Annotated in this window: 9 protein-coding genes and 1 tRNA gene; 8 read left to right on the top strand and 2 right to left on the bottom strand. The window is 52.8% G+C overall.

All coding sequences use genetic code 11. The features are described 5' to 3' along the window. Positions 1–204: 204 nt before the first annotated feature. The gene (locus NF212_RS03735) at positions 205–1,746 is read right to left on the bottom strand and encodes a DNA cytosine methyltransferase (RefSeq protein ID WP_434358952.1); all 1,542 of its coding nucleotides are present in this window, start codon (positions 1,744–1,746) and stop codon (positions 205–207) included. A gap of 250 nt (positions 1,747–1,996) precedes the next feature. Between NF212_RS03735 and NF212_RS03730 the strand changes: the two genes are divergently transcribed. The 8 genes from NF212_RS03730 to selB all read left to right on the top strand — a co-directional run bounded on the left by NF212_RS03730 (position 1,997) and on the right by selB (position 12,353). Further along, the gene (locus tag NF212_RS03730; RefSeq protein WP_434358950.1) at positions 1,997–2,485 is read left to right on the top strand and encodes a very short patch repair endonuclease; all 489 of its coding nucleotides are present in this window, start codon (positions 1,997–1,999) and stop codon (positions 2,483–2,485) included. A 186-nt stretch (positions 2,486–2,671) separates the two neighbouring features. Next, positions 2,672–2,860, top strand: coding sequence for a hypothetical protein (locus tag NF212_RS03725; RefSeq protein ID WP_434358948.1), 189 nt, complete (start codon positions 2,672–2,674; stop codon positions 2,858–2,860). Between the two features lie 612 nt (positions 2,861–3,472). Then, positions 3,473–6,499, top strand: a complete 3,027-nt coding sequence (fdnG, locus tag NF212_RS03720) for a formate dehydrogenase-N subunit alpha (protein ID WP_434358946.1) — start codon at positions 3,473–3,475, stop codon at positions 6,497–6,499. A 3-nt stretch (positions 6,500–6,502) separates the two neighbouring features. Next, complete coding sequence (locus NF212_RS03715; protein ID WP_434358944.1) at positions 6,503–7,363, top strand: 4Fe-4S dicluster domain-containing protein; 861 nt, start codon at positions 6,503–6,505, stop codon at positions 7,361–7,363. 5 nt (positions 7,364–7,368) lie between these two features. Further along, the gene (locus NF212_RS03710) at positions 7,369–7,998 is read left to right on the top strand and encodes a formate dehydrogenase subunit gamma (RefSeq protein WP_434358942.1); all 630 of its coding nucleotides are present in this window, start codon (positions 7,369–7,371) and stop codon (positions 7,996–7,998) included. A gap of 3 nt (positions 7,999–8,001) precedes the next feature. Then, complete coding sequence (gene fdhE, locus NF212_RS03705; protein ID WP_434358940.1) at positions 8,002–8,901, top strand: formate dehydrogenase accessory protein FdhE; 900 nt, start codon at positions 8,002–8,004, stop codon at positions 8,899–8,901. A gap of 102 nt (positions 8,902–9,003) precedes the next feature. After that, entirely contained in the window at positions 9,004–10,464 is a 1,461-nt protein-coding gene (selA, locus tag NF212_RS03700; protein WP_434358938.1) for an L-seryl-tRNA(Sec) selenium transferase, read from the top strand. Then, positions 10,464–12,353: a selenocysteine-specific translation elongation factor gene (gene selB / locus NF212_RS03695; RefSeq protein ID WP_434358936.1), complete on the top strand. Its 1,890-nt coding sequence runs from the start codon at positions 10,464–10,466 to the stop codon at positions 12,351–12,353. Before selA ends, selB begins: the two co-directional genes overlap by 1 nt. Before the next feature lie 173 nt (positions 12,354–12,526). On the opposite strand, the gene NF212_RS03690 is transcribed toward selB, so the two are convergent. After that, a tRNA-Sec gene (locus NF212_RS03690) sits at positions 12,527–12,621 on the bottom strand. Positions 12,622–12,652 lie beyond the last annotated feature (31 nt).

Below are 12,652 nucleotides of genomic sequence, written 5' to 3'. Positions count from 1 at the left end.
TTTCTTTATGGATATATTATTCACAGACGAGACTATCACCTTTGATACGTATGACAAAAAATTTTCAGGCATATATCATCAATGTGAATACCTATAATTGTTTCCAATAGGTACCTGAAATGAACCCCAAAACTTCCGATTACCAAAACAGCTACGCTATATGGTAAATTACGAAAAACCGCCTTTTAAAGGCGGATATCTATTTCAATAAGAAAGAACTTTTAAAACTATTTCTCCGAGTTGTTTTGCTAAATAAGGAGGAACGGCATTACCAACCTGAACATACTGCTGTGTTCTAGTGCCTTCAAATAGATAGTTATCGGGAAATGTTTGTAAACGAGCAGCTTCTCTAACAGTTAAACTTCTGCACTGACTTGGATCATAGTGAATAAAATAATGCCCATCTTTCGATATATGACTGGTTACAGTAGTAGCACATTTATTTGCAGCCTGAGTTCGAAATCTGTCGGCGTGAGAACCTGATTTCCAGTTCTCATGTTGTGGAGCCAGTTCATCTGGGTAGTCTCTGGATTTAGGACAGATGCCTCGATTTAGCTCCGTATAGCCAGCACTATAAGCATATCTCGCCAAATCGGTATCCATATGAGTCCTTGTCTCATGATTCAGTATTACCGAAGGGCAATTGTTCTTATACCAACTTTTCAAATGTTCTGGTAACATTCCTTGTTCATGGTTATTTGCAGTTTCTTTTCTCTTTAAACCACTTTTCGGCCTGAGCTTTCCAACTACATTTTGCGCAACTCCCCAGCCAAATTTGCCCTCTAGTAACCCGAAAACTCGTTCACTATTTTCAGTGACCAACTTTCTCCATTCAACTTCACTATCTTTTTTCTTTGAAATTCCGCTGCGCAGATGTGGAAGGTCACCTATGACTTGCTCTACTGTAACTTCAGAGTCAAAAGTACTGAGCACATTAGGTATCTTGCTGATATCCTCTCTAACTCCGAGGAGAATCACTCGATGCCTAGCCTGAGGAACCCCATACTCCTCGGCTTTAATAAGGTAGTCACTAAAATTGAGGTAGTCTGGGTTCAATGGCTCTTCTGCTTCATGCACCAACGAGTAAACCCGGTACCCCTTAATTTTTGAATTTCCAGTAACTATTCCTGGATTTCTAAGGTCATTGAGTATTTTGGGAAATACCAGTTCACCACCCACTTTTGCTGAAAGAATACCCCTAACATTTTCCATAACAAAAATATCTGGTTGCGCAATTGAAAGTACCTCAAGATACTCCTTGTACAAAAAATTTCTGCTATCAGTTTCAGCTCGATAATCTTTATTTCCGGCATTTCGTGAACGACCAGCCAATGAATACGCTTGGCATGGTGGACCTCCAATCACGACTTTGGGGCCAACATGACTATCCACTAATTCTCTAATTCGCGCATGTATAATGGTATTATCTGCCCCAAGCGCACGAGGGCTATCTAAGGTTTCAGCCATGGCCTCTACGGCTAATTGAGGATAGAGCTCAAATAGCTCCTTTCGGCTGATCCGTCCTTCCAGATACCGGAAGTAATCAGATAGCGATTCAGGATTGTCTTTTAGCTTCCTATACAATGCCCGGGTTGTAAGAGTTGTGTGTGCCGAGGGCTCTTTCTCTACTGACACCCCAATTTTAAACGGGTAGTTACCATTTTCGTGCATACATGAGGATACACCTTCACCCAAACCTCCCGGTCCGGCAAACAAATCAATAACTAAAATCTCGCCCGTTTCCATAGATCCACACTAGTCGGTTTTAATGTCGAGCAATGATACCAGGCTAAGATCAAGAGACAATCACTTTAGATTGAAGGTCACCCAACTGTTCATTTTGCAACCAATAACAGCTATAGACTAACTTTCAACCTGCAAAATGATTGCATCGTAGTTCATTAACTCTATTGCGCCAAAGCAGGCTTAGGCCCTAAAAACAAGGCAATACAGCGTTAATTGCAGGTATTAAACGGATAAAGACTCTTATACAAATATGCGCACCGATTTAAGCACTACCTCTGGTCACCGACATCGCAATATGAAAGCGATAAAATCTAAGGACACTGCACCCGAACGGTTTGTTCGAACGATGCTCTATCATAAAGGATTTCGCTATCGGCTCAATGCGGTACAGTTTCCGGGAAAACCTGATTTATGGCTTCGCAAACACAATGCCGTTATATTCATCAACGGATGTTTCTGGCACCTGCATAACTGTCATTTGTCAAAAATTCCCAAGTCCAGAAGGGAGTTTTGGGCCCCAAAGCTGGTAGGGAACCGGAATAGAGATCTTCGCAATATCCAACAGTTATTGGATCAAGGGTATCGAATATTGGTTATCTGGGAATGCTCGATGAAAGGCAGACTAAGACTGCCTGCTGATTCAGTAGCCCAACTGACGACTTCATGGATACTGTCAGGTGTCAGATTCGGAGCTATTGACCACAACGGCTTAAATACAAATTTGCCCCGTGACTTTTAATCCCTTTTTTACCCAACCTAGATTTGAGAACCCAACAAAGGACTGTGAGAATGCATATTCACTTTAGCTATTTTCCTATAAAACAGCTGTATGACTTACAAAATCACAGTTCTTCCTATTCAGCCCCACCCAACTCGGTGCTAAACTCATTTCACTTTTTGAACACTTTCCAACCGGAGCCACTTAATGTTTTCAACACTGCTGGCAACCCTTCAATCTGTGGCGGCCAATCCGGGTGAGCATGTGCCGTGGCTGTTGTTTATCACAGCGGTTATCGCATTGGTGAGTACCTTGGCTATTCGTCGGGCGGTGGCAAAAAAACCGAATTCAGCTCAGGAAACCGGCACTTCCGGCAGCAGTCATCACCAACCGTAACGTATCATCAGTTAAAATATTGTAATAAAACCCGCCTCACATCCCGCCTTCATTCACGGCTTGTTTCACTCTGTTCATATTCTTTCTTTTTTATCGTCATTATCTGAAATACTGACACAGGTGGGAATTTACTGTTATTTTAACTTGTACTAACATTCACAATTAATTAAATATCGCCATGAAAATACAGGAGGGATTATAATTTTAAGTATGGTTTTTAATTACGCCCCAGCTATTAATATATTAAAACACCTCGGTCAGAATTAATGCATATTATTGTTTTATAAAGATTTTTAATCTGTAGATTTTTGAGAGATAAAAATCAAAGGATCAAAATTGAAATGTATGTTGCTAATTAAACCCAATAACGACAGCAATTATGCACTTGCTTAAATAAAACCTTATTTTCTTCTGATCCATATCAATAAAATTCACCGAATAGATATTACCCTCACGACGTCGCAGCCAACGGCTGTTAAAAAACAGTGAACCGGGAATTAATGGGTTCTTTCAGATTGGGCACTTCCCTCAACCTGAAAGGATTTATGGAAACAGAGCAATGTCGTGCCTCTGTTCCCGGTATCAGAACTCACAACCGTGGGATAAGAAATCGTGAAAATGAATCGTCGTCAGTTTTTTAAACTGTGCGCCGGCACTGCGGCTACGTCCGCCATTGCAGCACTGGGCATGATGCCGACAGTTGCGCAAGCTGCCACGCGCGAGTTTAAGCTGACAAGTGCAAAAGAAACGCGCAATAACTGCTGCTATTGCTCGGTAGGCTGTGGCCTGCTGATGTACAGCCGCGGTGATGTGAGCAAAAACGTTGAAGCCTCCCTTTTCCACATTGAAGGCGACGCTGACCACCCAGTCAGCCGCGGCCGCCTGTGCCCTAAAGGTGCCGGCCTGCTGGACTTTGTAAACAGCCCAGACCGCCTCAAGTTCCCAGAATACCGTGCGCCAGGTGCCACCGAGTGGACCCGCATCACCTGGGAAGACGCCTTCAAGCGCATTGCCCGTCTGATGAAAGATGACCGCGACAAGAACATGGTTGCGGTAAACGAGCAAGGCACCACAGTAAACCGCTGGCTGACCACCGGTATGCTGACTGCCTCTGCCCAAAGTAACGAAGCTGGTTTCCTGACACAGAAATTTGCTCGGGGTCTTGGCCTGGTGGCTGTAGACACCCAAGCCCGCATCTGACACGCGCCAACGGTAGCAAGTCTTGCTCCAACATTTGGTCGCGGTGCGATGACCAACCACTGGATCGACATCAAGAATGCCGATGTAGTGATTATTATGGGCGGCAACGCTGCAGAGAACCATCCGGTCGGTTTCGGCTGGGTAACAGAGGCGATGAAGCACAACAACGCTAAGTTGGTTGTGGTTGACCCTCGTTTTAACCGCAGTGCTGCGGTGGCGGACTATTACGCCCAACTGCGCTCCGGTACTGACATTGCTTTCTTCCTGGGCCTGATCCGTTACCTGATCGAGACCAACCAGGTGAACTGGGACTACGTGAAAACCTTCACCAACGCCGGTTTCATCGTACGGGAAGACTTTGGTTACCAGGACGGCCTGTTCACAGGTTATGACCCTGAGACCAAGAGCTACGACACCGAGTCCTGGTTCTATGAACTGGACGAGCAGGGCTACGCCAAGGTTGATGAAACCCTGAGCCACCCTCGCTGTGTGTGGAACCTGCTGAAAGAGCACGTAGCACGCTACACCATTGATGAAGTCGTTAACATCACAGGTACCCCGCGTGCCCAGTATGAAAACGTCTGCGAAATCATTGGCTCAACCAGCAAGAAGAACAAGGTTGCGACCTTCCTGTACGCCCTGGGCTGGACTCAGCACTCAAAAGGTGCCCAGAACATCCGCTCAATGGCGATGGTGCAACTGATCCTCGGCAACATGGGTATGCTTGGCGGCGGTGTAAACGCACTGCGTGGTCACTCAAATATCCAGGGTATTACCGATATGGGCCTGCTTTGCCAGAACCTGCCGGGTTACCTGAAACTGCCGAACGACAAAGATGTGGACCTTGCTGCACACATTGCAAACCACACCCCTGCGGCACTGCGTCCGGGCCAGACTAACTACTGGCAGAACTACTCCAAGTTCTTCGTCTCGCTGATGAAGTCTTTCTGGGGTAACAAGGCGACCGCAGCAAACAACTTCGGTTACGACTGGATGCCGAAGTGGGACGAGCAGTACGACGTATTGCGCTACTTCCAGATGATGCACGAAGGCCAGGTTAACGGTTATATCGTGCAGGGCTTCAACCTGCTCGCGTCTTTGCCTAACAAGGCCAAGATCAGCGAAAGCCTGTCGAAGCTGAAGTATCTGGTGGTAATGGACCCACTGGCGGTGGAAACCGCAACATTCTGGCGTAACAAAAAGCTGTTCAACGAAGTGGACAGCGAAAACATCATGACGGAAGTCTTCCGCCTGCCTACCGGCTGTTTTGCGGAAGAAGAAGGTACCATCGTGAACTCCGGCCGCTGGATGCAATGGCACTGGAAAGGCGCAGCCTCTCCGGGCGAAGCAATCAGCGACGGTGAAATCTGGTCCGGTATCCTCAAAGAGCTGAAAGCACTCTACGCCAAAGAAGGTGGCGCGTTGCCGGAAGCGGTTGACGCCATTGACTGGCAGTACGTGAACTCGAACAACCCGAGTGCGCCGGAAGTCGCCAAGCAATTGAACGGTATCGACCTGGCAACCGGCAAACAGCTGAGCAGCTTTGGCGAACTGAAAGACGACGGCTCTACCGCCTGTGGTTGCTGGATTTACACCGGCAGCTGGACAGAAGCGGGCAACCAAATGGCCAACCGCGATAACTCTGACCCGTCAGGCAAAGGTATCACCCCGGGATGGTCATTCGCATGGCCGGCTAACCGCCGCGTGCTGTACAACCGTGCCTCGGCTGACGTTAACGGCAAGCCTTGGGACGAAAATCGCGTACTGATGGAGTGGACTGGCAGCAAGTGGAACGGTATCGACGTACCTGACTTCAACGCCAAGCTCGACCCGGAAGCCAGCGCGAAAACCGGCTTCCTGATGAACCCGGAAGGCTGTTCACGCCTGTTCGTGAACCGCATGATGAAAGACGGTCCGTTCCCTGAACACTACGAACCGTTTGAAACGCCAATCGGTACCAACCCGATGCACCCTAAAGTGGTCAGCAACCCGGCTGCGCGCCTGTTCAAGTACGACGCAGAACAGATGGGTACGTTTGAAGAGTTCCCGTACGTAGGTACCACCTACCACCTGACGGAGCACTTCAACAACTGGACCACACACTCGCGTCTGAACGCCATCGCGCAGCCGCAGCACTTTGTTGAAATGGACGAAGCGCTGGCCGCCGAGAAAGGCATCAAGAACGGTGACTGGGTGAAGGTAAGTTCGAAGCGTAATTACATTGTGACCAAGGCCCTGGTGACCAAGCGCCTGCAACCGTTCATGGTGAACGGCAAGCAGCTTCACACCATCGGAATCCCGACCCACGCCAACTATGAAGGCCTGACCCGGGAAGCCTATGAGGTGAACTCACTGACTCCATACGTCGGTGACGCCAACTCCCAGACCCCGGAATACAAAGCGTTCCTGGTCAACATCACTAAAGTGGAGGGGCAATAAGCCATGTCAGACAGCAACATTATCATGGCCTCCGGGACATCTGACCTGACGCCTCCTTCACAGGCACGCATGGCGACGGAACACGTCGCCAAGCTGTTCGACGCCACCCGCTGCACCGGCTGCAAAGGCTGCCAGGTAGCGTGTTCAGAGTGGAACAACCTGCGTGCGGATGTGGGCACCTTTGAAGGCAGCTACCAGAACCCAATGGAACTGTCTTCTGAGTGCTGGACCCTGATGCAGTACCACGAAGTGCTGGAGAACAACCGCCTGTTCTGGCAGTTCACCCACACGGCGTGCATGCACTGTGGTAACCCGTCGTGCCTGCAGACCTGCCCGTCTACCGGCGCGATCATCAAGCGCGTGGACGGCACCGTGGACTACGTGGCCGACAAGTGTATCGGCTGTGGCGAGTGTGTAACGGCGTGTCCGTTCAACGTGCCAAAGCTGTCACCGGTTGATGGAAAGGCGTACAAGTGCACCATGTGTGCTGACCGTCTGGCAGTCGGCCAGGAGCCTTCATGTGTGAAGACCTGCCCGACCGGCGCACTGAACTTCGGTACCCGCGAAGACATGCTGTTCCGTGCTGAGCAGCGCGTGAAAGAACTGCACGCGGAAGGCCACACCAAGGCGGGTATCTATAACCCGGACGGTGTGAACGGTACCGGTATGATTCTGGTACTGCGCGACATTACGGATCCGGAAAGCTACGGCATGCCGAAAGATCCGAAAGTGAGCGTACCGACCACGATCAAGCAGGACTGGGTGAAACCAATCGGCGCTGCCGGCCTGGCTGCCACTGTGGCACTGGCCTGTATCCACCGCATCGCGGTGGGCCGTAACCGTGTAGAAGAAGACGAGGAGTAAGCGAGATGGCCAAGCAAAAGATGTTTATCCGTCACCGCCTGTCTAACCGTCTTTGCCACTGGTTTATTGCAGCAAGCGGCCTGTTCACCATGATCACCGGCCTGTCGTTCCTCTATCCGTCATTCGGATGGCTGGGCAACATTGCCGGCACACCGACGCTGGCACGCATCATCCACCCGTTCACCGGTGTGGCGATGTGTGTAGTGCTGGTGATCCTGAGCGTACGTTATTACCACCACAACCGGTGGAACAAGTACGACCTGGCATGGATGAAAAACGTGAAGCACGTAATGACCGACAACGAGGAGAAAATCCCGCCTGTTGGCCATTACAACCCGGGCCAGAAAATGCTGTTCCGCACCAACCTGCTGAGCGGTCTGGTGCTGGGCGCGACCGGCTTCATTATGTGGCAGCCTTACTTTGCACCTAACTTCTCTCCTGAAGTGGTGCAGTGGGCAATCCTGATCCACGTCATTGCGGCACTGCTGATGATCCAGTCGATCGTTGTGCACGTGTGGATGGCGCTGTGGGTGGAAGGTTCTATCCCGGGCATGCTGTACGGCAAAGTCAGCCGCGCATGGCTCAAGAAGCACCACCCAATGTCTGTTGAAGAATACGAGCGGGAACAACCTTAAGTTATGACTCAAGCAACCTTTGACGCAGAAACCTTGCAAAAGCAGGGCCCGGGTATTGTCCCGGTGATCCCCGCTGACACCCTGAAACTCTACCAAGCCCGTGCGGCACGCCTGAATGAGAAAAAAGGCGACGCTGACCTGGCGGACTACCTGGCCCTTATCGAACAACTGGTAAGTGTACAGGCAACCGTGGCCGAAAAAGGCGAGTTTGGCCCGATGCCGGCCTTCAAGCCGGGCGAAGCCACCCCGTTTGCCGCGGATAAGTTCAGGGATGACAAGTGTTGGCAGATGGTGTTGCTTGAGATCATCAGCGGGCTGCTGCCGGTCGTACCGGAAAACGTGGCAGCCATCCTGAAAATGCTGGCAGAAACCGGGCAGGATACCCTGCAAGGCTGGGCGTATGCCCTTCGCAGCGGCAAGTTCTCAGATGTCCCGGCTGAATACAGCCTGTTCATCTGGGCGGCACTTTCCAGCTACTGGGCCCACTGGGCACCGAAAGCCGTCCCGGCCCTTGCCGTGGATGCCATGGAAAACCGCCAGCTTTGCCCTGTGTGCGGCAGCCACCCGGTTGCCAGCGTAATCAAGGAAGAGCCTCGTGAGGGGCTCCGTTACCTGCACTGTTCCCTGTGCGAGACCGAATGGCACATGGTGCGCGCAACCTGTACCAACTGCTACGGGGACGACGAAGTCTACCTGTGGGCAGAACAGGAAAAAGAGGCACCGGTGCGTATCGAAAGCTGCGGCCATTGCCATGGTTACACCAAGATGCTGTTTACCAACCTGGACCCGAAACTGGATCCGGCGGTCGACGATCTGCTGACCATGCATTATGACCAGCACCTCGCTGAAAAGGGCTTCAAACCGACAACCGTGAACCCGTACCTGCTGGCTCACGAAGAGTAATTTTGCTGTTCAGACAGGCTTGTTCCATCACCCCGGAGCAGGCCTGTTTTTTTCTTTTTCACCTGATTTTCTGTCGCTTGGAAAGACACTCCGGAAAGACCCATGACTCAAGCTATCATCAACAAAAACGCGCTGTACCGAGCAATCCCGGCCATGGACGCCCTGCTGCTGATACCTCAAGTGATCGGCCTTAGCCGCCAATACGGAAAAGCCTGGGTAAAATCCCTGCTCGCCGACATGCAAAGCCGGGCAAGGTCAGACATCAGTGAAGCTGGCTCACTGCCCGCCTGGTGCAGTGACGAAAGCCTTACGGTGGATACGCTGAAAAGCGCGATCCGCCGCGAGAGCCGCCACAGCCTGACCCCGGTTATCAACCTGACCGGTACCGTGTTGCACACCAACCTCGGCCGCGCTCAGATGTGCGAAGCGGCCATTGATGCGGTCAGTGATGTCATGCGAAACCCTGCCCCGCTGGAATTCGATATGGGTGCGGGTAAACGCGGCCACCGCGACAGCCGGGTCGCAGAGCTTGTCCATGAGCTGACGGGGGCCGAAAACTGCTGCGTGGTAAACAACAATGCGGCCGCCGTGCTGCTGATGCTGGCTTCCGTCGCTGCCGGGAAAGAGGTGATTGTATCGCGCGGTGAACTGGTTGAAATCGGCGGTGCATTCCGTATCCCGGATATCATGGCGCAGGCCGGCTGCAAAATGGTTGAGGTGGGCTGCACCAACCGCACCCACCTGCGTGACTACGAGGCGGCGATCACTGAAAACACCGTCGCCATCATGAAGGTCCACACCAGCAACTACCATATCTGCGGCTTCACCCATTCTGTCGCAGAAGCTGAGCTCGCCACCCTTTGCAGGGAAAAAGGCATTGCCCTGATTTCCGATTTGGGTAGCGGTGCCCTGACTGACCTTTCCCGTTTCGGTCTGTCCAAAGAGCCGATGCCACAGCAAATGCTCGCAGACGGCGTGGACCTGGTGAGCTTCTCCGGCGACAAACTGCTGGGCGGCCCACAGGCCGGGCTGGTTGTTGGCAAAAAGGATCTCATCGACAAGCTCCAGTCCCACCCGCTGAAACGCGCCCTGCGCTGCGACAAGATGGCGCTGGCAGCATTGGAAGCCACATTGCTCCAATACCGCAACCAGGAAGGGCTGGACACCAACCTGCCGGTGTTCCGAAAGCTTTCCCGCCCGCTTGACGAGCTGGAAGCCATTGGCGAAAACCTGCTGGAAGCCTGCGAGGCGTTCGAACCCTATTTCGACATCCGCCTGACACCGTGCGAAACCCAGATTGGCAGCGGCTCTCAGCCTGATGTGTTGCTTGCGTCTCTGGCCCTTTGCTTTACCCCGCGCTGTGCGTTGGCAAATGCATCCGGCAGCCTGTCACTTGGCAAGCTGGACAAACTGCTCAAGGACACCGATTTGCCGGTGATTGGCCGCCAGTCCAACGGCGTCCTGCTGCTGGACCTTCGCGGCGTAGATGATGAAGTGGAGCTGGAGCAGATGCTGCGCCAGGCCGGGGATAACCTTATGCAATACCAGGGCAGGGGCAACTGATGATCATCGTCACTGCGGGCCATGTTGACCATGGCAAAACCACCCTGCTGCAAGCCCTGACCGGCACCGATGCCGACCGCCTGCCGGAGGAAAAGCGCCGGGGCATGACCATCGACCTCGGCTATGCCTTTATGGATACCGAGTGCGGTGAGCGGTTGGCATTTATCGATGTGCCGGGGCACGAAAAATTTATCAACAACATGCTGGCCGGGGTCAGCAGTGCGAAACATGCGCTGCTGGTCGTTGCCGCTGACGATGGTGTGATGCCCCAGACATTGGAGCACATGGCTATCCTCAAGCTCCTGAACCTGGAAACCCTGACGGTAGCCATCACCAAATGTGACAAGGCAGATGCCGCCCAGCTGACCCGCACCGAAAACCAGCTCGCCCAGTTGCTGGCCGGGCAAGAGATCCAGTGGGAGTGCTTTGCTGTGTCCGCTCCGACCGGTGACGGTATCCCGGCACTGAAAGCCCACCTCAACGCACTGGTTGCCAGTCACAACCCGGATACCACCGGACAGAGTTTCCGCATGACGCTGGACCGCGCGTTCAGCGTAAAAGGTGCAGGTGTTGTCGTCACCGGGACGGTAATAAGCGGCGAAGTAAAACCGGGAGACAAACTTTACTGTTCCGGCCAGAAACAGGCCCTTCGCGTGCGGGGTATCCATGCCCAGGGGCAGGAAGCCGGAACCGGCAAGGGCGGGCAGCGTGTTGCCTTAAACCTTGCGGGCATCGACAACCACCACGGCCTGTCACGGGGCGACTGGCTCAGCAGCCTGCCACAGCCGGATGCACAAAGCCGGGTGACCGTGCTCTACCGCGGGGATGCCATACCAGCCCACTGGCAAAGCGCCCACTTCCATCACGGCGCGTGCCATTGTATCGGCAAGATTGGCTACCTGGCAGAAAAGCCGGAAGCAAACGGACACCTGCTGGAGCTTGTGCTTGACGCGCCGTTCCTTGTCGCCAGGGGCGATATCATTGTGCTGCGCGATGCCTGCGGCAAGCAGACACTCGGCGGAGCCACCGTGCTGGAAACCGCCCCGCCGTCCAGAGGCAAGCGAAAACCTGAACGTCTGGCATACCTGTCAGCCCTTGCAGAACAGTGCTCCCCGGACAGGTCACTTGCCTTCCAAAGCCGGAACAGGGTCGTAGAACGTGACGCCTTTAAGTGGGACTGGCAACTGACTGATATGGCTATTGAGGCCCTGCTGGCGGAGATGTCTGTATCAGACGATGCGCTGGTTGAGCACGGCCCGCACATTATCGCCGGCAGTCAGATCACTGAGCTCAAGGCCCGCCTGAATGAGACACTGGATCAGTACCACCAGAGCCACACCGATGAGCTTGGCCTTGGCAGGGCACGCCTGAGCCGGATACTGCGCTCGGTATTGCCACAGGCCATTGTCGACCTGGCGCTGGATGAAATGCTGGCAAGTGGAGAACTTGCGCAAAGCCGTGGCCTTATCCACCTGCCGGTACACCAGATCGCACTGACAGATGAAGAAGCCGACATTTGGCAGCAGATGGCTGCACTTTACACCCAAAATACCATGCCTTTGTGGGTAACGGATTTCAGTAAACAGCTAGGGGTTGAACCGGATGTCATCCGCCCGCTTTGCCATAAACTGGTTCAGCTTGGCTACATCACGGCGGTGGTGAAAGACCGCTATGTCTTTACCGAGCACCTGTTCAGCATTGCTGAAACCATCCGCGGCTACCTGGCTGAAAACGAGATGCTGGAAACAGCGGAAGCACGCCAGCTTATCAACCTCGGCCGCAAGGTCAGTATCCAGATCCTGGAACTGTTCGACCGCACCGGCTTTACCCGCCGGGTATTCAAGTCCAGCAGCAGAGTGATCCGGGATGGGGGGATGTATGTTCTTTAGGGACGAGTTAAGAGTAGCGAGAAGCGAGAAGCGAGAAGCGAGAAGCGAGAAGCGAGAAGCGAGAAGCGAGAAGCGAGAAGCGAGAAAAGTATTGAGCTTTGACGGCCAGATGAATGTAACGATTTCAACATCTCGCCACTCACTGCTCTCAACTCAGCACTGAAAGAGGAATTTGGCGGAAGAACATAGGAGTTGAACCTACCTGGGACTGCTGGCAGCCCCACCCGGATTTGAAGTCCGGACGCCTCACCGGAGACGACGTTCTTCCGTCTTAGGGCGGCGATATTATTTAATTCACT

This window comes from Parasalinivibrio latis, from assembly GCF_036825535.1.
Taxonomy (GTDB): Bacteria; Pseudomonadota; Gammaproteobacteria; order Enterobacterales; family Vibrionaceae; genus Parasalinivibrio; species Parasalinivibrio latis.
This window is presented reverse-complemented; position numbering and strand designations above follow the sequence as displayed.